The following is a 22,614-nucleotide window of genomic DNA, read 5'->3' as shown; positions in this document are numbered from 1 at the left end:
TACAGATGGTGCTCAAACCGGAAGATTCTCGGGAGGTCTAATAGGAATTACTAAGTTTGCAAAAAACGGTACTATTTGGCAAATGAGATCATTTCAGCCTGCAATTGCGGCCTTTGGTGCATTCTCTCGAGCTCCTTCTCCCAAATTGGTGCAAATAGGAGAAGATCAATACGCATTTACATTAGTTCAAGCAAACGGTGGAGCGGGTGCTCCTTATTCTGGTTACCTTTATCTTATTGCAGGCTTTGGAGGAAAATACCAGCCTATAATGGAACTTGGTTATTATAGTCTCATCAACAACGGACCAATAAATACAGAATGGTCGAGTACTTATGTTGTTGTTAACGATGGAAAGAAAAAGTTTTTTCAAGATTTTATTATTACTACAAAAGGATTTTATCAAAAAGCTAAAGGGAATGATGATGACTATGAAGTAGATCTTCCTTTAGAAATAAGAGAAATGTCAAAGTCTAAAAAGCAATTTGATTTTATGATTGTAAAACGTCTTTCATTTAATGGCAAGTGGTACATAATTGTTGGTAAGCCTGTTGTTAAATTCTCTAATATAAAATAATTTTCATTTGTAAGTTGCAACAGTTGGTTGAAATTACTTCGTCAATTCGCTTTGGTCGGGTCATAAAATAGCATTTAACACATAGAGAAATAGACTTTAATTTGATAATCAAAGAGTATTTAAGAAAAATATTTTTTTACGCATAGCTGATGTGATTTATTTTAAGTGAAACGTTTTTTTTAGATTTTGTTAAACTATGTGCGTTAATATAATTATGCCCAACGGGGATTAATTAAAGTATAAAATTGACGCTAAGCTCAAGCTAGCAATAACAATCCAAAGTAAAATACCTTGAACTAGGGGCTTCACTCCTACCGTTTTTAAAACGCTAAGGTTCAATCCTGCTCCAATTAAGAATAAAGTAACAGTTAATCCAATTTTTGCAAGCAGAACCAATGATGGTGCAATGATTGCAGTTTGTGGTACATAAGTATTTAATAACATTGCCAAAATAAATAATACAATAAAGTAAGGAACTTTAATTTTGGTTTGTTTGTTTTTAAAAAGTACTGTTGTAATCAATGCAATAGGAATAATCCATAACGCACGTGCAAGTTTTACTGTTGTAGCAATTTGTAAAGCTTCGGCCCCAAATTTATTTGCTGCTCCAACAACTGAACTAGTATCGTGAATTGCCACAGCACACCATAATCCAAATTCTCTCTGAGATAAGTTTAATTCATGTCCGATATAAGGGAATAAAAACAAGGCAATTGAGTTTAATATAAAAATTACTCCTAATGCTACAGAGGTTTGTTTCTCATCAGATTTTATTACAGGAGCGATTGCAGCAATGGCACTTCCTCCGCAAATAGCAGTACCACAAGAGATTAAGTGAGATGTTTTTTTATCGATGTTAAACCACTTTCCTATAAAATATCCTAGTATTATAGTACTGAATATTGAGGCAATTGTAAGAACTAACCCATCTTTACCAGCCGCCAATGCGCTTGTAGCATTCATTCCAAATCCTAATCCTACTACAGAGAACTGCAGTAAAATAGTAATTGCTTTATGGTTGAAATGTAAAAATGGATTTCCAGATAAATTTGCTACCAATAATCCCAATAATAAAGCTATTGGTGGTGATATAATTGAAGTTAGGCAAAGCAATAATAAGATGACAAAAATAATCTGTTTCGAAATTGTACTAATTTCGAATAAATGACTTGTTGTATGTTGTTTCGTTTTCAAGGTAATGGTATTTAATAATTACAGTACAAAGATCTGTAGTTATTGCAACAATTACCAATTGTAATTGGCGATAGGCTATAACTTCAAGTTATAATAGTTCGCCATGTTTTTTATGAATAGTTCGGTAAGCGCATCTGATTTTCCGTGTAATGTTATGATGTAGAAGTATCTTTCAATTGTTAATTTTTCAACATCTAAAACTATTAACTCATTATTTTTTAATTCTTTACCTACCGCGTGTATTGACATGAAGGCAACACAGTCAGAATTTAACAGGTAAGACTTTATACTTTCTGTACTTCCTAATTGCATTTCAATTTGTAATTCTAATAACTTGATATTGAATTGTTTTAAAGCGTATTCAATAACCTCAAGTGTTCCAGAACCTCTTTCACGAGTTATAAAACGTAAGTTCTGTAAATCTTCTAATAAAATTTCGTTTTTATTGGCTAACGGATTTTTACTACTACAAACTAACACTAATTCGTCTTTTAAAAATTCAGTATATTTGATTGATTGATTTCTAGATTGTCCTTCTACAATACCAATTTCGATTTCTTTATTGATTAATGCGCTTTCAATTTGTTCTGTATTTCCGTTTAATAAATTGACTTTTATGTCTTGCAATTTTTGATGAAAGCGTGCTAACAATGGTGGAATTATATACTGTGAGATTGTTGTACTTGCTCCCAATCGCAATAATCCTTGACGTTGATTGAGGAATGTACTCATATCAAAATCAATTTCGCGGTAAATTTCGAATATGTCTTTAGTGTGCTTTAAAAGAATTTCACCTGCTTTGGTTAGGGTAATTTTAGATCCATTTCTTTCAAAAAGTTTGGTCTTATAGGTCTCTTCTAATTCTTGAATGTGTTTGGAAACAGCTGGTTGCGTGATATATAATTCGGCAGCAGCTTTAGTGAAACTCAACCTGTTTGCGACAGCATAAAAAACTTTTAGCCTAAAATCCATTGAAAAATGTATTAATTATTATAAAGATAATGAAGTATTTAACTTTGAGTCTTTGCAACTCCTACTCTTTGTTTCTCTTTTACAGTAATCCATTGTATTTTCTAACAAACCATTCGGTTGCTAATGCAATAGCAATTAATATCAAAAGCCATACCCAATCAATCAAAGGAGTTTTAGTACTCACATTTTTTTGTATTGCTTTGTATTCTTGATTTTCTAAAAGAGATTTTATCAGTGCATCCGATTGATCTTGAAAAAAAGCTGTTCCATTAGTTTGTAATGCCAGTTGTTGTAATTTTTGAACATCAGGATTTACAAATTGCTTTTCGATATCAAAATCTAATACCTCAAAACGACTTGAGTATGTAGTTTTTGAATTTAATTCTTTAACCGAAAAAGTATATTTTCCAGCCGAAAGTCCATCTAGATTTACAGAATAAGAACTGTTCCCTTTTAATAAATCATAATTTTTGGTTTGCTTAGTTTCAGTATTAGTTACTGAAATAGTGAGATTTGCTTTCTCGTCAAATTCATAATTTTTATTAAAATATTGAGCGTTGATTTCTAAGGCATCTCCTGAGTTGTAAAAACTCTCATGATTTACAACCAATGATTTTTTTGTATTGTTTGAAGCTAGATATTGTATGATTTTATCAATAAAAATATCATATTTGGCAAATGATTGATTGTCAATATGACTTTGCATACGCCATTTCCAAGTATTCTCTCCCAAAAGATAAGCGTTTCTTTTTCCTTGATTTTCAGTAAAAGCGAGTAACGGAGCATTGGTAGCTACATTTCTAATTTTTGATGAAAGTAAAACTGAAACATTTTCGTTTGTAGTAATTGTTCCAAATGAATTTTGCAAAGGAGGAAAATTTTCAAATCCAATTTCTTCAGCTGCAAATAGATTAAATTGCGTATTAAATTCGGCTAAATAATCTTCTTTCTGATTACTCATTTTAAATGTGAAAGCAGTTTGTTGTTGATTCAGGAAATTAAAGTCAGTATTATTTCCAGTTATAATAAAAGTATTAATTCCAACTGCTTTATTTAAATCAAAAATTGGTTTAAAAGCCCCAGTTGGTTGGTATAAAATTAATATATTATAATCCTGCAGTGATTTGATTTCGTTTGGTTTCACTAAAACAACTTTGCGTTGTGCATTAGACTCAATCGAACGTTTTAATGTTGCAATATCTGGATGGTTTATTGCCGATACAATTGCTACTGTGGTTTTTTGATCAATAATTTCAACAGCAAAATTCTTGGTATTATTATAGGTGTTTTTTTCTTTTTCGCTTGACGATATAGTAGCTTTAAAAATTTGTGTTCCAACTTTATCTGCAGGTAACAATATATTTAAAGTAGCCGTTTTTTTTGAAGGTGAAAATGAAACCTTTTCTTTTGCTAAAACAGTACCTCCCTGAGAAATCGATAAATCAGAATTTATATTTTTTGTTCCCGAATATTGCAAGAATACCTCAATTGGAAATTTGTTCTTATAAAAGGCATATTTGTTTACATTGAGTTGGTTTATTTTTAAATCCAAAAAAGTTGTAGTGTCCCCTACAATTACAGGATAAACTTTATTGTTTGGATCAAAACGATAAACATAATCATTTCCTGTAGTTTGATTTCCGTCAGTAATAATTACAGTAGGGAAAACTACATTCTTATTGATGTTTTTTAAATTCTTCGCAATTACGTCAAGATTGGTTTGAGTTCCTTTAAAATCAAATTCCTCCGATTGTTTAAAATCGGCATCAAATTGATAAGATTGGATTTCGAACTTATCTTGTAACTCTTTATTCGAAGTTAATTTTTTATACAATTCAATTACTTTTTCCTTAGAATTTAAAGCTGTAATTGAACTGGAATTATCCACTACAATTGGTAATGGTGTTTTAATGATTTCTAATGAATTCTTGGTGATTATAGGATTTATCAATAAAACTAATATTCCAAAAATAGCTAGAAAACGTAAAAAAGCCAAAAACAAATTCAGTTTTGATTTGCTTTTGGCTTTATAATAATATTGAAAAAATGACAAACCTCCTGCAACTACTAATGAAAGTACCAATAATAGAATCGTGTTTGTAGTCATATTTATAGTGTTCAGTGCCAGTTTTTAGTAATCAGTGCAAACTGAAAACTTTATACTGCGACTTTTTTTAGGTTAACATTCCTCCACAAACATTAAGTACTTGTCCAGTAACGTAAGCACTCATATCTGAAGCTAAGAAAAGACAAGCGTTAGCAACATCTTCAGTAGTTCCACCACGTTTTAATGGAATTCCTTCTCTCCAACCTTTTACTACATCTTCGCTTAATTTTGCAGTCATTTCAGTTTCAATAAATCCTGGTGCAATTGCATTACAACGAATATTACGAGAACCTAATTCTAATGCTACTGATTTTGTAAATCCGTTAACACCAGCTTTTGAAGCCGCATAATTTGTTTGACCTGCATTTCCTTTTACTCCAACAACACTACTCATGTTGATGATTGAACCAGAACGTTGTTTCAAAAATGTTTTTTGAATTGCTTTTGTCATATTAAAAACTGATTTCAAGTTTACATCAATAACTTGATCAAAATCAGCTTCAGACATACGCATCAAAAGATTATCTTTTGTAATACCAGCATTATTAATTAAAATATCTACAGTTCCAAAGTCAGCCAAAACAGCTTCAACAAAAGTTTGTGCTTCTGTAAAATCTGCCGCATTCGATTGATATCCTTTTGCTTTTATACCAAGAGCATTTAACTCTTTTTCTAAAGCCAAAGCTGATTCTACAGATGAACTGTATGTAAAAGCCACGTTTGCACCATGTTTTGCAAAAACTTCAGCAATTCCTTTTCCTATTCCACGGCTTGCGCCAGTTATAATGGCAACTTTTCCTTCTAGTAATTTCATATTATGGTATTCTTTTTTATTTTCTAAATACAAATATAGATTATTTAGGCGTTTTATAAAATTTGTAATACAAAAAAGCCTCACCGAAATGAAGCTTTTTTATAATATTGAGAGAAATGTGACTAGAAAGCAACATTCCATCTTGGCAATCTTCCATTTTCATCTAAGAAGTTTTGTAAAATCTGCCCTTCAACAGTTGTTGGGATAGCTTTTATATCTTCATTAAATGTCTCATACCAAGAAACTTCTAATCTTTCGATTCCTTCAAGTTTCATTTGTGCTGGCCAAGAATATTTTCTTCCTGTTTTTGCAAATTGGTGACCGTTTACAATTTTATCATGTAATCCACCATTTTTACTTTTTAGAGTTCCATCATTTTGAACAGTTCCAGTAGAACCTACCATAATTAATTCTTTGTTTTCACCTTCAATAGCGTAAACAACAAAAACTCCACTTCCAGTTTCAGATGCATTGCATACTTCTTCTAGGCTATCGTCTTGTGTGTAAGTAAAATTTCCTTTTACTGCAAACTTTTCTAATTCTTTGTACATAATTCTTCAGATTTTTCACGAAGGTTCTAAGATTCTAAGAAACTAAGTTACTAAGTGTTTGTTATATTCCATACATTTTATTAATGTAAAAAAAGTCTCAACAGAAATTGAGACTTTTTTATGGAATTTTTTATTTTTGAATACTAGAGATTATCCTAATACTTCTTTTACTTTTTTACCAATTTCAGCTGGAGAATCAACTACGTGAATTCCGTTGTCTCTCATAATTTGCTTTTTAGCTTCAGCTGTATCATCAGTACCACCAACAATTGCACCTGCGTGACCCATTGTACGTCCAGCTGGAGCAGTAACTCCTGCGATGAAACCTACAACTGGCTTACGGTTACCATCAGCTTTGATCCATTTAGCAGCATCAGCTTCTAATTGTCCACCAATTTCACCAATCATTACGATACATTCTGTTTCAGGGTCATTCATTAATAACTCAACAGCTTCTTTTGTAGTAGTTCCAATAATTGGATCTCCACCAATACCAATTGCTGTAGTAATTCCTAATCCTTGTTTTACAACTTGGTCAGCTGCTTCGTAAGTTAAAGTTCCTGATTTAGAAACAATTCCTACAGTTCCTTTTTTGAAAACGAAACCTGGCATAATTCCAACTTTTGCTTCACCTGGAGTAATAATACCAGGACAGTTTGGACCAATTAATCTAGCATTTCTTTCTTTTACATAACTGTTCGCTTTAATCATATCTGCTACAGGAATTCCTTCAGTAATAGCAATGATAACTTTAATTCCAGCGTCAGCAGCTTCCATAATAGCATCAGCAGCAAATGCAGGTGGTACAAAAATAATTGTTGTATCAGCTCCAGCTTGTTCTACAGCGTCTTTTACTGTGTTAAAAACTGGACGATCTAAATGTGAAGTTCCACCTTTTCCTGGAGTAACACCACCAACAACATTAGTACCGTACTCAATCATTTGAGAAGCATGGAAAGTTCCTTCGCTTCCTGTAAATCCTTGAACTATTATTTTGGAATCTTTATTAACTAAAACACTCATGATATATATTTTATGTAGTTTTTAAAATTGTAATGCAAAAGTAAGGTTTTGTAAATTATTTTGAACCTTTTTATTATCAAAATATCTTATAATAATTGACTCATTTGATAACCACGGTATAATTTATTGTCCTTTATTTGCCAAATAGCCATAAAATGGGCTAATAACATTTCTTCTCTTGGATTTTCGATAGTTTTTACATAATGTGAATAACGTACCGAAACTAAATCATCTTCTTCTATAATATGACTAATTCGAACTTTAGAGCGCACATAGGCTCTACTTAATTCATTTGATAAATCTAATATTCCATTGTAATCTAATTGGATAGGGCCTTTTGTACTATTCCAATCAATAATTACTTCCGGATGCAAATATAATTTGAAGGTTTCGCTATCAATTAAAGCATCCGACTTATAAAATTTTTGAATAAATTCTTTAGCAGTCATAGTTATTTTAATTTATTTAGAATTTCTGGAATTTTCTTGATATTAGCTAATTGTTTTAACTTTTCTCTAGATTCTTCTATTGGCGTACCAAAATAAGATTTTCCTCCTTCTACAGATTTAGTAACTCCTGTTTGTCCCATTATTACTGCCTTCTCTCCTATTGTAATCCCACTTGTCGTACCCACTTGTCCCCAAATAGTCACTTCGTCTTCGATAATTACACAACCAGCAATACCAGTTTGAGAGGCAATTAAACATTTTTTTCCAATGACAGTGTCGTGTCCTACGTGTACTTGATTATCAAGTTTGGTTCCTTCACCAATGGTTGTGTCGCCTGTAACTCCTTTATCGATAGTACATAGCGCTCCAATTCCAACATTGTCTTTTATTACAACTCTTCCTCCTGAAATTAATTGGTCGAAACCATCAGGGCGTTTTTTGTAATAAAAAGCATCTGCACCTAATATAGTTCCAGCATGAATGATAACATTATCACCAATTATAGTATGGTCGTATATTGATACATTAGAATGAATCAAACAGTTTTTACCAATTGTGACATGGTTTCCAATAAAACAGTTAGGCTGTATTAATGTACCTTCCCCTATTATTGCTGAATCAGATACGGCAACATTAGCAAATCGAAAAGGTTTAAAATGTTTTGTAAGTTTATTAAAATCTCTAAAGGGATCGTCAGAGATTAATAATGCTTTACCTTCGGGACAATCTACTACTTTGTTAATTAAAACTATAGTTGCTGCCGAATTTAAAGCTTTGTCATAATATTTTGGATGATCTACAAAAACAATATCTCCAGGTTCAACAACATGAATTTCATTCATACCTAAAACTGGGAAGTTTTTATCACCAACAAATTCGCAATTAAGCAAATTTGCAATTTCTTCTAAAGAGTAAACTTTTTGAAATTTCATATATCTAAATTAGTTTTTAGCTTCAGTTTTCAGTCTCAGTTTTCAATCTATATCAACAAATTGCCAACTGCGACTGAAAACTGAAAACTTGTAAAAACTACTCTTTTACACGCTCCATGTAAGAACCAGAAGCAGTATCAACTTTTATTTTATCACCTTCGTTAATGAATAAAGGAACGTTTACTGTAGCACCAGTTTCAACAGTTGCTGATTTAGTTGCGTTTGTAGCCGTATTTCCTTTAATTCCTGGCTCAGCATAAGTTACTTCTAGGATTACTGAAGCTGGCATATCTACTGATAAAGGTAAATCTGTTTCAGTGTTAATTTGAACCATTACATTAGTTCCTTCTTTTAATAATCCTGGAGCATCCAAAATTGATTTATTCAAAGAAATTTGTTCGAATGTTTCATTATTCATAAAGTGAAAATCATCACCTTCAGCATATAAAAACTGGAACGTTTGTGTTTCAACACGAACATCTTCGATTTTATGACCTGCAGAAAATGTATTATCAAGTACTTTTCCTGTTGTTAAGCTTCTTAATTTTGTTCTAACGAAAGCAGGACCTTTACCTGGTTTTACGTGAAGAAATTCGATGATTTTATAAATATCGTGATTGTATTTGATACAAAGTCCGTTTCTTATGTCTGATGTTGATGCCATTGTAATTTTGTTTTATTTTATGTTTGTTTAATCGTTTAACCGTTTTTTTGTTTTCGATTAAACAAATCAACGATAGAACTTTTTCTAGTAATTTCCTGAATACCCTTTCATAATTCCACGTGATGAATTTCTGATAAAATCTAAGATCTCATCTCTTTCTGGAGTCGCCTCCATTTCGCCTTCAATTATGCTAAGTGCTTGGGTTGTATTGTAATTTTTTTGGTATAAAATTCTATAGATTTCTTGAATTTCTCTGATTTTATCAGTGCTAAAACCTCTTCTTCTTAAACCTACCGAATTAATTCCTACGTATGATAATGGTTCTTTTGCTGCTTTGGTATATGGGGGAACATCTTTTCTTACCAAAGAACCTCCAGATATCATTGCATGATCTCCGATATGAATAAATTGGTGAATTGCTGCTAAACCTCCAATTACGGCATGATTTCCTACTACAACGTGTCCTGCTAAAGCAACACCATTTACAATAATTGCATTATTACCAATCTCGCAATCGTGAGCAATATGAGCGTAAGCCATAATTAAGCAATTGTTACCAAGGATTGTTTGTCCAGAAGCAACTGTACCACGATTAATTGTAACACATTCTCTAATTGTACAATTATCTCCTATAATTGCTAGAGAATCTTCTCCTCCAAATTTTAAGTCTTGAGGAACTGCAGAAATAACTGCACCTGGAAAAATATTACAATTTTTTCCTATTCGTGCGCCTTCCATTATGGTTACATTTGAACCAATCCAAGTGCCATCACCAATAACTACATTATTGTGAATTGTTGTAAAGGGCTCAATTACAACGTTTTTAGCGATTTTAGCGCCAGGATGAACATAAGCTAACGGTTGATTCATCTGTATTTTTTGTATTTTAAATTAAAATTGTCTTTTTTTGAAACAATAAATCTAAATAATTAACGATTCTTTTTATTGTTTTCTTGCAATTTGCGCCATTAGCTCTGCTTCGGTAACTAATTTACCATTCGCATAAGCATTTGCTTGCATGTGACAAATTCCTCTTCTTATTGGAGAAATTAATTCACATTTAAATATTAAAGTATCTCCAGGTAATACTTTGTGTTTGAACTTAACATTGTCTATTTTCATAAAATAAGTCAAGTAATTCTCTGGATCTGGAACTGTACTCAATACTAAGATTCCTCCTGTTTGTGCCATTGCTTCTACAATTAAAACACCCGGCATAACTGGAGCTTCAGGAAAATGTCCTACGAAAAAGTTCTCATTCATGGTAACATTTTTCAATCCTACAACATGATTAGAAGACATTTCGATAATTCTATCAATCAATAAAAATGGAGGTCTATGAGGTAAAACCGACATGATTTTATGAATATCCATCAATGGCTCTTGATTCAAATCATAAACAGGTACGTGATTTCTTTGCTCAATTTTTATGATTTTTGCTAATTTTTTAGCAAACTGAGTATTTACAAAGTGACCTGGTTTATTAGCGATAATTTTTCCTTGGATTCTTACTCCAATTAAAGCTAAATCTCCAATTACGTCTAGCAATTTATGTCTTGCAGCTTCATTTGGGTAATGCAATGTAAGGTTATCTAAAATACCGTTTGGCTTAACAGTTATTTTATCTTTACCAAAAGCTTTCTTTAAATTCTCCATTGTAGAGTCAGATATTTCTTTATCGACATATACAATTGCGTTGTTTAAATCACCACCTTTGATTAATCCGTGCTCTAAAAGAGATTCTAATTCATGTAAGAAACTAAATGTTCTTGAATTAGAGATTTCTGCTTTAAAGTCAGCAATACTTTTTAATGTTGCGTTTTGAGTACCTAAAACTTTAGTGCCAAAATCAACCATTGTTGTTACTTGGTAATCGTCGCTTGGCATTACAAGAATTTCACTTCCTGTAGCTTCATCTGTAAAAGAAATAACTTCTTTTACAACATATACATTACGTTTTGCATCTTGTTCTTCTATTTGAGCTTTTTCAATTGCTTCAACAAAATATTTTGATGAACCATCCATTATCGGAAGTTCTGATGCGTTTAATTCGATTATAACGTTGTCTAAATCACAACCAACCAATGCAGCTAAAACGTGCTCTGGAGTTTGAATTTTAACACCTAATTTTTCTAAATTTGTACCTCTTTGAGTATTTACTACATAATTAGCATCAGCCTCAATAATTGGGTGACCTTGCAAATCAACTCTCACAAAAGTAAATCCATTATTTATTGGAGCAGGTTTAAAAGTCATTGTTACTTCTTTCCCAGTGTGTAGTCCAACTCCTGTTAGTGAGATTTCCTCTTTGATGGTCTTCTGTTTAACCATTATTTCCATTTTTTTGGTTTAATATTTGTTTTTTTAATTCTTCTAATTCAGCAACGATTTTAGGCAAATTCTTAAAATGAACATATGATTTATTGAAATCACTATATCCAAGTGAAGGCGTTCCTTGTAAAATTTCGTCGTCCTTTATGTTTCTGGCAACGCCAGATTGAGCTTGTAATCTAACATTGTTTCCAATAGTTAGATGTCCTGCTATACCCACTTGTCCACCAATCATAGCATTTTTACCAATTTTTGTAGAACCAGCAACTCCTGACTGAGCAGCAATTACGGTGTTTTCACCAATTTCTACATTGTGGGCAATTTGTATTTGATTGTCTAGCTTTACTCCTTTTCGGATAATTGTTGATCCTAAAGTAGCTCTGTCTATTGTTGTATTTGCTCCAATATCAACGTTATCCTCAATAATTACATTCCCAATTTGAGGAACTTTACTATAAATACCTTCTTCGTTTGGTACAAAACCAAATCCGTCAGCACCAATAATTGTTCCCGAATGAATTGTACAATTATTTCCAATTATCGTTTCGGAATAAATTTTAGCGCCTGCAAAAATATGTACATTATTGCCAATAACAACATTGTCTCCGATAAAAGAGTTAGGATAAATTTTGACATCGTTACCTAAAACAACATTTTGCCCAACATAACTAAAGCTACCTAAATAAAGATTTTCTCCATATTTAACACTTTCAGATAAGAAAGACTGTGGCTCAATTCCGTTTTTATTCAATTTTACTTGATTATAAAACTCTAATAATTTAGAAAACGACGCATAAGCATCGTCAACTTTAATTAATGTTGTGCTAATTTCTGTTTCGGGTACAAAAGTATCATTAACAATTGTTACTGATGCTTTTGTCGAATATATATGATTGATATATTTAGGGTTAGCTAAGAAAGTAAGAGATCCTTCAGTACCTTCTTCAATTTTAGATAAGCGAGAAACTTCTGCATTGGGATTCCCAACAACCTCTCCTCCTAAAATTTCTGCTATTTGTTCTGCTGTAAATTTCATTGCGACAAAAATATAAAAAAATAGGTTTTAAATGTTAATTTTAGGCCAGTTGTTTTGGGTAGCAGATGTAATACTTCGTTACCAATTTAGATAACGATTTCAAATTCAGCTGGTCTGAGGCTTCTACAACGTCCTCAATTGTCTTATCTTTTTTTAATATTCGTATAGGTTCGGCTTCTTTGCTATAAGCCTGATTTTTTATTTTTCCTCTATATATAAAATAACTAGCATCCATTGCAGAGATATTATTTTGAGTAGCAAATTTTTCTTTTAAAACTTGCAATTCTTCCAAAGAAACTTTTTCGCTTGTTAGTTTTATTTTTAGTAAGTCTCTGTTTACTATCATCTTACTTAAAGTTGAAAGTATAAAGTCGTCATTTTTTTGCCAAGATTTTAGAGCACCTATTATATCGAAATCATCCAATTGAGCAAATAAATCCAATGTTTCTGGAGTAAATGTTTCTAAGGTAATCTTGTTTTGCATAAAAAATAACAAAGGTTCGCTACAAGGAAGGTGAATTCCTTTTAAAGTTAATTCTTTGGCTCTTTTTAATACTTTCGTTAAAATAAGTTCTGCTACAAGACTAGTTTTATGTAAATAGGCTTGCCAATACATCAATCTTCGAGAAAGTAAAAACTTTTCGACAGAGTAAATTCCTTTCTCTTCAATAACAAGAACATCATCTACAACGTTCATCATTTGAATTAATCGTCCTGAATTTACATTTCCTTCGGCTACACCACTGTAAAAACTATCACGTTTAAGGTAATCCATTCGATCCATGTCTAATTGACTAGAAATCAATTGCAACATGAATTTTCTATGGTAATCTCCTTTAAATATTTGAATTGCTAAGCTTAATTTGCCTTCGAATTCAACATTTAATTGATTCATAAATAATAAAGAGATAGCCTCGTGATTTACATCCTCAACAATACTTTTCTCCATTGCATGCGAAAATGGACCATGACCGATGTCATGTAGTAGAATAGCTACATATAGTGCATTCTCTTCTTCTGCTGAAATTACAACCTCTTTAAAGCGCAATGTTTCAACTGCTTTTTGCATTAAATGCATACAGCCTAATGCATGGTGAAAACGGGTGTGATTTGCTCCAGGATATACCAAATAAGACAAACCCATTTGAGATATTCGGCGTAAACGCTGAAAATAGGAGTGCTCAATTAAATCATATATAAAAGCATTTGGAATGGAAATGAAACCATAAATGGGATCATTGAAAATTTTTAGCTTATTAATAACATTCACTATTTGGTTCTTTTTTAGGTCAACAAATATAACTAATTACAGACTTATTATCTTTTACATTTATGCAAATACGTAAACAAATAAATTTTTTTGATGAAATGTTATCAAAATTCTTTAAATTAGTACATGCAATGAACAAAAATACGTTTTTTTTTAGATAAGAAATAATTAACACAAATTTAAGTTCGTTTAGTTCGGTAAATTACGAACCAATTTTATCTTTGTAAAAAAAAAGCCATGGATAATAATACACAAAAAGAAAAAGAAGAGCTTATTGAGTTATTCGGTATTCATTTCGAATCTGTGTATCATCTACCACCACTTGGTTCAAGAATTTTAGGATTGTTAATAGTTGAAGCTTGTAAAGAAGGTTTAACATTTGAACAAATAGTTGAGAAAGTTGGAGCAAGTAAAAGTTCAGTATCAACAAACTTGAATTTCCTCTTAAAAATGGGTAAGATTGACTATTATACATTACATGGTGATAGGAAGAAATACTTTAGACCATTCCCTTTTAGTGAACGATTTGCTAATTATTTGAAAATAATAGAGATCGAAAAGAAAATAATTGATAAAATGATTACTTACAGAGAGAAAACTATGAATAGTCCTGAGGAAATAATTAGTCTAGAACATGCAAAATCCTATAAAAGCCATGTTATTAAAGTCGAAGAGTTACTGCACGAAACTATTACAGAATTCGTAGAAATAGAAAAAAATAATAATCAATAATAATTAATAAATCTATAAATCAAATTTAAATTCAAATGAAGAATATTTCATTCTCCCTAATAGCTATAATGCTGGTTTTTGCTTCATGTAAAAAAAAGGAAGAACAAGCTCCACCACAAGGTCCAGCTCCGTTCCCAGTTAGAACAATTTCAGTGCAAGATGCTGTAGTATATCAAGAGTATAGTGCAAATCTAGAAGGACAGCATAATGTTGAAATTCGCCCAAAAGTGAATGGGTATATTCAAAAAATTTATGTTGATGAAGGTCAAGTTGTAAAAAAAGGACAATTACTTTTTAAACTTGAAACTCAAACTTTAAATCAAGATGCATCTGCTGCTAAAGCTGCTGTTCAAGCTGCTCAAGTAGAAGTTGATAGATTAAAACCACTAGTAGATAGAAAAATTATTAGCATTGTTCAATTAGAAACTGCCAAAGCTAAACTAGCACAAGCAAAAAGCAATTATGGTAGCATTGCCGCGAATATTGGATATGGTACAATAGTTTCTCCTGTAAGTGGAGTAATTGGAGGCCTACCTTTTAGAGAAGGAAGCTTAGTAAGCGCTACTAGCGAAGTGCCTTTGACAACAGTTTCTGATACTAAAATTGTTCGTGCTTATTTCTCAATGAATGAAAAACAATTGTTATTGTTTAATAAAACATTTAAAGGAGCAACTACAGCTGAAAAATTGAAAGCAGCACCACCAGTTTCATTGATTTTAGTAGATAATACTGAATATGATCAAAAAGGTAAAATTACTGCAATGAATGGTTTAGTAGATCCTGCTACTGGAAATACAAAATTTAGAGCTGATTTTAATAACCCTCAAGGTATTTTAAGAAGTGGTAGTACTGGAATTATCCGCTTACCTATTGAACAAAAAAATGTAATGTTGGTTCCTCAAAATGCAATTTTCGAAGTGCAAGGAAAACAAACACTTTATGTTGTTGAAAAAGGTAATAAAGTAAAATCTGCAATTGTTGAAACAAACGGAACATCAGGTTTAGATTTTATCGTTACAGGTGGTCTTAAAGATGGAGATGTTGTAGTTGTAGAAGGTGCATCTAAGTTAAAAGATGATATGGAAATTACACCACAACCTGTTAAGGATCCAGCTGTTGAAACAACAGAAACAAAAAATACTTCAGCTAAAAAATAATATACAAGATGTTAAAAACGTTTATAGAAAGACCAGTTCTCTCGACGGTTATATCTATCTTAATCACCATACTTGGGGTTTTAGGATTGATGTCGCTACCTGTAGAACAATACCCCGAAATTGCACCTCCAACTGTTCAGGTAACTGCAACATATACTGGAGCAAATGCTGAAACAGTATTAAATAGTGTCGTAATTCCTCTAGAAGAAGAGATTAATGGTGTGGAAGGAATGACATACATGACTTCTTCTGCTGCGAATGATGGATCTGCAAAAATATCTGTTTATTTTGAATTAGGAGTTGACCCAGATATTGCTGCGGTAAACGTTCAAAATAGAGTTTCTCGTGCTACTAGTAAATTACCACAAGCAGTTGTGCAAACTGGAGTTACTACACTGAAAAGTCAAACGAGTGCTTTGATGTTCTTTGCTTTGTATTCGAACAATAAAGATTTCGATGAAACTTATATTCAGAATTATGCCAAGATTAACCTTGTACCAAAATTGCAACGTGTTAAAGGTGTTGGACAGATAAATGTTTTTGGAGCCAAAGATTATTCAATGAGAATTTGGATCAATCCAGAAAAAATGGCTGCCTACAATATATCACCTGCAAATATTCAAGCAGCATTACAAGAGCAAAATGTAGAAGCCGCTCCAGGTAAATTTGGAGAAAATGCGGATGGTATTTATGAATATGTAATTAAATATAAAGGACGTCTTTCAGAAATTAAAGACTATGAAGATATTGTAATCAAAGCTACTGGTAACGGAAATTTTGTTCATTTAAAAGACGTTGCAACTGTAGAATTGGGCGCTTTTAATTATGGTAATAAGAATATCGCAATGGGTAAACAAGGTGTTGCCGTTGGGGTTTTTCAAACTTCAGGTTCGAATGCACAAGATATTATTACTGAAGTTATGACTATTCTGGATGATGCTAAACCTGATTTTCCTAAAGGTGTAGATTATGTTATTCCATATAACACAAAAACGTTCCTTGATGCATCTATAGAAAAAGTAATTTCAACTTTGATTGAAGCTTTTATATTAGTATTTATAGTAGTGTTTTTATTCTTACAGGATTTCCGTTCTACATTAATTCCTGCGATAGCGGTTCCTGTAGCAATTGTGGGTACATTTTTCTTCCTGCAAGTATTTGGATTCTCTATCAATATGTTAACATTGTTTGCAATGATTTTAGCAATTGGTATTGTGGTCGATGATGCGATTGTCGTCGTCGAGGCTGTACATGCCAAGTTAGATGAAGGAGCTAAATCTGGAAAAGAAGCTACTGTTTCTGCAATGAACGAAATTACAGGAGCGATTATTTCTATCACATTAGTAATGTCGGCGGTATTTATACCTGTATCTTTCCTAAGCGGACCATCAGGAGTATTCTACCAACAGTTTGCAATTACATTGGCGATTGCGATTTTAATTTCGGCCGTAAATGCATTGACTTTAAGTCCAGCTTTATGTGCCTTGTTTTTGAAACCTCATGAAAATTCAGAACACCATAAGAAAAACTTTAAAGATAGATTCTTTATTGCTTTCAATACTAGTTTTGACAGAATGAATAATAAATATGTTAAGTCTCTAGGATTCTTAGCAAGAAAAAAATGGGTAGCAATATCTGGATTATTAGTTTTTACAGCTATTACTATTTTCTTATTTCAAACTACACCATCTGGATTTATTCCTAATGAGGATAGAGGAATTATCATGGCAGATTTAACGCTTCCTCCAGGAACAACAATTGAGAAAACTCAAAAGGCTGTTAATGAATTGGATTCGATTTTAGCCTCAATGGATATCGTTGAAGCAAGAATGAGTGTTGTTGGTTTTAGTTTATTAAACAGTGTAAATGGAGGTTCATACGCATTTACAGTAATTAAATTAAAAGACTGGCAATATCGTAAAGAAGCCAATCAATCTGTAGACGCAGTTGTTGGTGAACTATTCGGAAGAACAGCTCATTTTAAAGATGCCAAAGCATTATTCTTTACACCTCCAAGTGTACAGGGTTTTGGATCTGCGGATGGATTTGAATTAAAAATTCAAGATAAAGGAGATGATGATTGGACGACTGTAAGTAAAGTAAGTAACGAGTTCTTGGGAGAATTAATGAAAAGACCTGAGATTCAATATGCAGTTACAAACTTTAATCCAACTTTCCCGCAATATCAAATGGACATTAATGTAGAAAAAGCTAAAAATGCTGGGGTTTCTGTTTCAGAAATTTTCAACACTATGCAAGGATACTATGGTGGATTGTATACTACGGATTTTAATAAATTTGGTAAACAATACCGTGTAATGATTCAGGCAAAACCGTCTGATAGAGCAAATTTAGAGTCGATTAATACTATTTATGTTAAGAATGCTGCTGGTCAGCAAGTAGCTATAAACCAGTTTGTTGATTTTAAAAGAATTTACGGACCAGAGGCTGTTGCACGTTTCAATATGTTAAAAGCTGTAAATGTAAATGGTAAAGCTAAACCAGGTTATAGTTCGGGAGATGCAATTAAAGCTATTCAAGAAGTAGCAGCAGAGCATTTACCTAAAACATATACTTATGAATTCTCAGGAATGACACGTGAAGAAATTCTTGCAGGTAGTCAAGCTGCTGGAGTATTCTTGTTGAGTTTAATATTTGTTTATTTCTTATTAAGTGCTCAATACGAAAGTTATTTAGTTCCGTTATCGGTATTACTTTCATTACCTGTAGGTATTGCTGGAGCTATTGGATTTGTGAAATTAGCTGGATTAGAAAATAACATTTATTTCCAGGTAGCCCTGATAATGCTTATAGGACTACTGGCCAAGAATGCCATTCTGATAGTTGAGTTTGCCATACAAAGGCGACGACACGGAATGGATTTAACACAGGCAGCGATAGATGGAGCAAAAGCACGTTTGCGTCCTATCTTAATGACCTCTCTTGCTTTTATCTTTGGTTTATTGCCTTTGGCTTTAGCATCAGGAGTTGGAGCTGTAGGTAACCGTTCAATCGGTATGGGAGCTGTTGGTGGAATGTTAATAGGAACAATCTTTGGGGTATTTGTAATTCCAATTTTGTTTATTATTTTCCAAAGCTTACAAGAAAGAATCTCTGGAAAACCATTCACTGAGGAACAATCAGATGTTACACTTTTAGACGAAGAAAATGAAAAATAATATATATAAAATAGTAACAGTTGCCTTCACGGCAACTGTTATGCAATCCTGCTTCGTTGCAAAAGAATACGAAAGACCAAAGGATATAAAAACGGAGAACTTATATAGAACCGAAGTGGTTTCTAAAGACAGTACTTCAATGGCAAACTTATCTTGGGATAAGGTTTTTACGGATCCTATTTTGCAAGGTTATATTAGAAAAGGGTTAGAAAAGAATCTCGATATTCGAATAGCAATGCAAAATATTGCTGCTGCTGAAGCATCTATGAAACAAGGAAAAGCAGGGTACATCCCTACTGTTTCAGTTGGTGCAGATTGGACACATCAGCAGTTATCACAAAATAGTCAGTTTGGAGCTATACTTCAAAATCGTAGTACTGATCAATATCAAATAGCTGGAACCTTAGGTTGGGAAGCTGATATTTGGGGGAAAATCAGAAGTAATAAACGTGCAACAAGCGCTGCGTATTTACAAACTACTGCTGCAAATCAAGCTGTTAAAACACAGTTAATTGCGGATATTGCATCTACATACTATCAGTTAATCTCTATAGATGAGCAAATTAAATTGTCTGAAGAGACTTTGATTAATAGAATCGAAAGTGTTGAAACAATTATAGCTTTAAAAGATGCAGGTAATGTTACTGAAGTTGGAGTTAAGCAAACTGAGGCTCAAAAATATGCTACAGAAATTATCATTGCTGATTTAAAAGTAAAAACGATTCTTTTTGAAAATAAAATGAGTATTCTTCTAGGGGAAGCATCTACTAAAGTCGAAAGAAGCAGTTTTGAAGCTCAAAAAATGCAACCAGAGATTACCCTTGGTGTACCTGCTACTTTATTAAGAAATAGACCTGATGTAATTGCAGCTGAGTATAATTTGATTTCTAATTTTGAAAGAACTAATGTAGCAAGAAGTAATTTTTATCCAACATTTAAAATTACAGCTACAGGTGGATTACAAAGTATAGATCTTAAAGAATGGTTCAGTGCAAATTCATTTTTTGCTAATGTTGTTACTGGATTAACACAGCCTATCTTTAATCAACGTTTGAATAAAACAAATTTTGAAATAGCTAAAGCTAATCAAGAAAAGGCATATATTCAATTTGAGCAATCATTACTTACTGCAGGAAAAGAAGTTTCTGATGCCTTGGCACAATATAATAACGAAACTAAAAAAATCGAAATTCGTCAGAAACAAGTAAATGCTTTAAAAGTAGCTACAGATTATTCAGATGAATTATTGAAATATGGTTTAGTGAATTATTTAGAGGTTCTTACTGCAAAAGATAATGCGTTGAATGTAGAATTAACTTTAATAGATAATAAATTCTCACAATACAATGCTATTATTCAACTTTACAGAGCCCTTGGAGGCGGATGGCAGTAACGTTTCATAATTAAGGTTACTTATTAATTTTTATATTAAAACCACTGAATATTTTTATATTCAGTGGTTTTGTTTTTTTTACACTAAAATTATCATAATATTAATAAATAGCCGTTTTAAAAAGAAGTAAATTGCCACTTAGATTTAACAATTATTACAAGCTATATAATTATGGATAAGATAAAAATACTTTGGGTTGATGATGAAATCGACTTGCTAAAGCCACACATATTATTTCTAGAGAAAAAAAATTATGCAGTGACGACTTGTAATAATGGTCTCGATGCTATTACAATTTTTGAAGAAGACAATTTTGATATTGTTTTCCTAGATGAAAATATGCCAGGAATGAGCGGATTAGAGACGCTTTCAGAAATGAAAGAAAAAAAATCAACCATTCCGATGATTATGATTACTAAAAGTGAAGAAGAATATATTATGGAAGAAGCTATTGGTTCTAAAATAGCAGATTACCTAATAAAACCAGTAAATCCAAATCAGATTTTACTAAGCTTAAAGAAAAATCTAGATCATTCAAGATTAATTTCTGAAAAGACAACATTAGATTATCAAAAAGAATTTAGAAAAATTGCTATGGAAATGGCAATGGTTAATTCTTATGAAGATTGGATTGAATTGTATAAAAAATTAATATTTTGGGAGTTAGAACTTGAGAATATTAATGATCAAGGAATGATTCAAATTTTAGAATCTCAAAAAGTAGAAGCTAATTCACAATTTGGTAAATATATAGAGCGAAATTATGAAGATTGGTTTGCTCCAAAAGCAGATAAGCCAATTCAGTCACATAATTTATTTAAAGAGTTGGTAGTTCCAGAAATTAAAAAGAAAGACAAACCGATTTTGTTCGTTGTGATAGATAATTTACGCTACGACCAATGGAAGTCATTTGAAAAAGTTGTTGGAAACTATTACAAGTTAGAAAAAGAAGTTCCTTATTTTTCAATTCTCCCAACGGCGACACAATATGCCAGAAATGCAATATTTTCAGGTTTATTGCCTATAGATATGGAAAAGCAATTTCCTGAGTATTGGAAAAATGATGTTGAGGATGGTGGGAAAAATTTATATGAAGCAGAGTTTTTAAGCGCACAACTTAAACGCTTGGGATTAAATATTAAAGAAGATTATTTTAAAATAACGAATTTAGCTAGTGGAAAAAAATTAGCTGAAAACTTTAAGGCACTTAAAAATAATGATCTTGTTACGGTAGTTTATAATTTTGTGGATATGTTGTCACATGCCAAAACAGAATTAGATGTTGTAAAAGAATTGGCTTCTGATGATAAAGCGTATCGATCACTGACATTAAGTTGGTTTAAAAATTCGCCTTTATTAGAAATTATACAACAAGCACAGCATTTAGGTTTTAAATTAATCCTTACTACGGATCATGGAACAATCAATGTGAAAAATCCATCTAAAGTTGTTGGTGATAAAAATACAAGTTTGAATTTACGTTATAAAACAGGACGTAGTTTAACGTATGAGCAAAAAGACGTATATGTTGTAAAAGAACCTAAAAAAATAGGATTACCTGCTATAAATATGAGCAGTTCGTTTATTTTTGCAAAAAATGATTTGTTTTTAGCTTATGTAAATAATTACAATCATTATGTAAGTTATTATAAAAATACGTATCAGCATGGAGGGATTTCTTTAGAGGAAATGATCATTCCATTCTTGATATTTAATCCTAAATAATTAGGGTTTTAATAACGGCATTTAGTTAGTATTGATTAAAATAATATATAGATAATAAGATGGAAGTTACTTTTTCGTTAGATCAAATTCAGGAAGTTGCAACGCAAATTCTAGCTCAAAATCCAAATAAAATTATTCTTTTTAATGGAGAAATGGGAGCTGGAAAAACAACATTAATCAAGCAGTTATGTAAAAACCTAGGAATTGAAGATGCTACAAGTAGTCCAACCTTTTCTTTAGTTAATGAATATCAAGCTAGTAATAATCAGATAGTTTATCATTTTGATTTTTATAGATTAAATCACGAAACTGAAGCTTTAGATATGGGAGTAGATGATTATTTATATTCTGGTAACTGGTGTTTTATAGAATGGTCAGAGAAGATTCCTAATTTAATTCCAGCCGAACATTCGGTTGTTACTATCGAATTATTACCAGATGGTAAACGTTTATTGCGATTGGTTTAATAGCTAAATTTATACTTCTTGAAGTATAGTGTATTAGCCTTAAG

Annotated in this window: 20 protein-coding genes; 7 read left to right on the top strand and 13 right to left on the bottom strand. The window is 31.9% G+C overall.

All coding sequences use genetic code 11. From position 1 onward, the window contains the following. Positions 1–82 precede the first annotated feature (82 nt). On the top strand, positions 83–574 hold the full coding sequence (locus tag QWY99_RS10055) for a hypothetical protein (protein ID WP_290264428.1): 492 nt from the start codon (positions 83–85) through the stop codon (positions 572–574). 228 nt (positions 575–802) lie between these two features. Here QWY99_RS10055 and QWY99_RS10050 read toward each other — a convergent pair whose 3' ends face one another. The 13 genes from QWY99_RS10050 to QWY99_RS09990 form a co-directional block, all read right to left on the bottom strand. Further along, a complete protein-coding gene (locus tag QWY99_RS10050) occupies positions 803–1,768 on the bottom strand; it encodes a YeiH family protein (protein ID WP_290264425.1) in 966 nt (321 codons plus the stop codon). A gap of 75 nt (positions 1,769–1,843) precedes the next feature. Further along, positions 1,844–2,740 (bottom strand): LysR family transcriptional regulator, encoded by an 897-nt coding sequence (locus QWY99_RS10045; protein WP_290264423.1) that lies wholly within the window; start codon positions 2,738–2,740, stop codon positions 1,844–1,846. Positions 2,741–2,819: 79 nt separating this feature from the next. Beyond that, positions 2,820–4,847, bottom strand: coding sequence for a hypothetical protein (locus QWY99_RS10040; RefSeq protein WP_290264421.1), 2,028 nt, complete (start codon positions 4,845–4,847; stop codon positions 2,820–2,822). 67 nt (positions 4,848–4,914) lie between these two features. Beyond that, complete coding sequence (gene fabG / locus QWY99_RS10035; RefSeq protein WP_195736546.1) at positions 4,915–5,661, bottom strand: 3-oxoacyl-[acyl-carrier-protein] reductase; 747 nt, start codon at positions 5,659–5,661, stop codon at positions 4,915–4,917. Positions 5,662–5,783: 122 nt separating this feature from the next. Beyond that, positions 5,784–6,212: a hypothetical protein gene (locus QWY99_RS10030; protein WP_290264414.1), complete on the bottom strand. Its 429-nt coding sequence runs from the start codon at positions 6,210–6,212 to the stop codon at positions 5,784–5,786. Between the two features lie 150 nt (positions 6,213–6,362). Continuing rightward, positions 6,363–7,235, bottom strand: a complete 873-nt coding sequence (sucD, locus tag QWY99_RS10025) for a succinate--CoA ligase subunit alpha (RefSeq protein WP_072945941.1) — start codon at positions 7,233–7,235, stop codon at positions 6,363–6,365. Positions 7,236–7,321: 86 nt separating this feature from the next. Then, a complete protein-coding gene (locus QWY99_RS10020; protein WP_290264405.1) occupies positions 7,322–7,684 on the bottom strand; it encodes a nuclear transport factor 2 family protein in 363 nt (120 codons plus the stop codon). Between the two features lie 2 nt (positions 7,685–7,686). Then, the gene (locus tag QWY99_RS10015) at positions 7,687–8,616 is read right to left on the bottom strand and encodes a UDP-3-O-(3-hydroxymyristoyl)glucosamine N-acyltransferase (protein WP_290264402.1); all 930 of its coding nucleotides are present in this window, start codon (positions 8,614–8,616) and stop codon (positions 7,687–7,689) included. A gap of 97 nt (positions 8,617–8,713) precedes the next feature. Continuing rightward, positions 8,714–9,280 carry an elongation factor P gene (efp, locus tag QWY99_RS10010; RefSeq protein WP_290264400.1) on the bottom strand — a complete coding sequence of 189 codons (567 nt, stop codon included), beginning with the start codon at positions 9,278–9,280 and terminating at the stop codon, positions 8,714–8,716. 84 nt (positions 9,281–9,364) lie between these two features. After that, entirely contained in the window at positions 9,365–10,150 is a 786-nt protein-coding gene (lpxA, locus tag QWY99_RS10005) for an acyl-ACP--UDP-N-acetylglucosamine O-acyltransferase (RefSeq protein ID WP_035624097.1), read from the bottom strand. A gap of 72 nt (positions 10,151–10,222) precedes the next feature. Further along, the gene (locus QWY99_RS10000) at positions 10,223–11,611 is read right to left on the bottom strand and encodes a bifunctional UDP-3-O-[3-hydroxymyristoyl] N-acetylglucosamine deacetylase/3-hydroxyacyl-ACP dehydratase (protein ID WP_290265385.1); all 1,389 of its coding nucleotides are present in this window, start codon (positions 11,609–11,611) and stop codon (positions 10,223–10,225) included. Further along, the gene (lpxD, locus tag QWY99_RS09995) at positions 11,604–12,647 is read right to left on the bottom strand and encodes a UDP-3-O-(3-hydroxymyristoyl)glucosamine N-acyltransferase (RefSeq protein ID WP_290264394.1); all 1,044 of its coding nucleotides are present in this window, start codon (positions 12,645–12,647) and stop codon (positions 11,604–11,606) included. Before lpxD ends, QWY99_RS10000 begins: the two co-directional genes overlap by 8 nt. Before the next feature lie 40 nt (positions 12,648–12,687). Continuing rightward, positions 12,688–13,917, bottom strand: coding sequence for an HD domain-containing protein (locus QWY99_RS09990; protein ID WP_290264391.1), 1,230 nt, complete (start codon positions 13,915–13,917; stop codon positions 12,688–12,690). A 237-nt stretch (positions 13,918–14,154) separates the two neighbouring features. Here QWY99_RS09990 and QWY99_RS09985 point away from each other — a divergent pair, with 237 nt between their 5' ends. From QWY99_RS09985 to tsaE, 6 genes are all read left to right on the top strand, one after another. Beyond that, positions 14,155–14,649, top strand: coding sequence for a GbsR/MarR family transcriptional regulator (locus QWY99_RS09985; RefSeq protein WP_290264387.1), 495 nt, complete (start codon positions 14,155–14,157; stop codon positions 14,647–14,649). 35 nt (positions 14,650–14,684) lie between these two features. After that, the gene (locus QWY99_RS09980; protein WP_290264385.1) at positions 14,685–15,806 is read left to right on the top strand and encodes an efflux RND transporter periplasmic adaptor subunit; all 1,122 of its coding nucleotides are present in this window, start codon (positions 14,685–14,687) and stop codon (positions 15,804–15,806) included. Positions 15,807–15,814: 8 nt separating this feature from the next. Beyond that, entirely contained in the window at positions 15,815–18,985 is a 3,171-nt protein-coding gene (locus QWY99_RS09975) for an efflux RND transporter permease subunit (RefSeq protein WP_290264382.1), read from the top strand. Further along, positions 18,975–20,378, top strand: coding sequence for a TolC family protein (locus tag QWY99_RS09970; protein ID WP_290264379.1), 1,404 nt, complete (start codon positions 18,975–18,977; stop codon positions 20,376–20,378). The genes QWY99_RS09975 and QWY99_RS09970 overlap by 11 nt, the downstream gene beginning before the upstream one ends. 171 nt (positions 20,379–20,549) lie before the next feature. Further along, a complete protein-coding gene (porX, locus tag QWY99_RS09965; protein ID WP_290264376.1) occupies positions 20,550–22,103 on the top strand; it encodes a T9SS response regulator signal transducer PorX in 1,554 nt (517 codons plus the stop codon). A 59-nt stretch (positions 22,104–22,162) separates the two neighbouring features. Beyond that, positions 22,163–22,570, top strand: coding sequence for a tRNA (adenosine(37)-N6)-threonylcarbamoyltransferase complex ATPase subunit type 1 TsaE (gene tsaE / locus QWY99_RS09960; RefSeq protein WP_290264373.1), 408 nt, complete (start codon positions 22,163–22,165; stop codon positions 22,568–22,570). The last annotated feature ends 44 nt before the right edge of the window (positions 22,571–22,614 follow it).

It is taken from the genome of Flavobacterium branchiarum (genome assembly GCF_030409845.1).
Taxonomy (GTDB): Bacteria; Bacteroidota; Bacteroidia; order Flavobacteriales; family Flavobacteriaceae; genus Flavobacterium; species Flavobacterium branchiarum.
The sequence above is the reverse complement of the archived record's forward strand: the minus strand, read 5'-3'. Positions and strand labels throughout refer to the sequence as shown.

Excerpts from the sequence above, each read along its gene's own strand:
- QWY99_RS10055 (WP_290264428.1), top strand. The coding sequence starts at position 83 with ATGAGATCATTTCAGCCTGCAATTGCGGCCTTTGGTGCATTCTCTCGA.
- QWY99_RS10045 (WP_290264423.1), bottom strand. The coding sequence starts at position 2,740 with ATGGATTTTAGGCTAAAAGTTTTTTATGCTGTCGCAAACAGGTTGAGT.
- QWY99_RS10040 (WP_290264421.1), bottom strand. The coding sequence starts at position 4,847 with ATGACTACAAACACGATTCTATTATTGGTACTTTCATTAGTAGTTGCA.
- fabG (WP_195736546.1), bottom strand. The coding sequence starts at position 5,661 with ATGAAATTACTAGAAGGAAAAGTTGCCATTATAACTGGCGCAAGCCGT.
- QWY99_RS10030 (WP_290264414.1), bottom strand. The coding sequence starts at position 6,212 with ATGTACAAAGAATTAGAAAAGTTTGCAGTAAAAGGAAATTTTACTTAC.
- sucD (WP_072945941.1), bottom strand. The coding sequence starts at position 7,235 with ATGAGTGTTTTAGTTAATAAAGATTCCAAAATAATAGTTCAAGGATTT.
- QWY99_RS10020 (WP_290264405.1), bottom strand. The coding sequence starts at position 7,684 with ATGACTGCTAAAGAATTTATTCAAAAATTTTATAAGTCGGATGCTTTA.
- QWY99_RS10015 (WP_290264402.1), bottom strand. The coding sequence starts at position 8,616 with ATGAAATTTCAAAAAGTTTACTCTTTAGAAGAAATTGCAAATTTGCTT.
- efp (WP_290264400.1), bottom strand. The coding sequence starts at position 9,280 with ATGGCATCAACATCAGACATAAGAAACGGACTTTGTATCAAATACAAT.
- lpxA (WP_035624097.1), bottom strand. The coding sequence starts at position 10,150 with ATGAATCAACCGTTAGCTTATGTTCATCCTGGCGCTAAAATCGCTAAA.
- QWY99_RS10000 (WP_290265385.1), bottom strand. The coding sequence starts at position 11,611 with ATGGTTAAACAGAAGACCATCAAAGAGGAAATCTCACTAACAGGAGTT.
- lpxD (WP_290264394.1), bottom strand. The coding sequence starts at position 12,647 with ATGAAATTTACAGCAGAACAAATAGCAGAAATTTTAGGAGGAGAGGTT.
- QWY99_RS09985 (WP_290264387.1), top strand. The coding sequence starts at position 14,155 with ATGGATAATAATACACAAAAAGAAAAAGAAGAGCTTATTGAGTTATTC.
- QWY99_RS09980 (WP_290264385.1), top strand. The coding sequence starts at position 14,685 with ATGAAGAATATTTCATTCTCCCTAATAGCTATAATGCTGGTTTTTGCT.
- QWY99_RS09975 (WP_290264382.1), top strand. The coding sequence starts at position 15,815 with ATGTTAAAAACGTTTATAGAAAGACCAGTTCTCTCGACGGTTATATCT.
- QWY99_RS09970 (WP_290264379.1), top strand. The coding sequence starts at position 18,975 with ATGAAAAATAATATATATAAAATAGTAACAGTTGCCTTCACGGCAACT.
- porX (WP_290264376.1), top strand. The coding sequence starts at position 20,550 with ATGGATAAGATAAAAATACTTTGGGTTGATGATGAAATCGACTTGCTA.
- tsaE (WP_290264373.1), top strand. The coding sequence starts at position 22,163 with ATGGAAGTTACTTTTTCGTTAGATCAAATTCAGGAAGTTGCAACGCAA.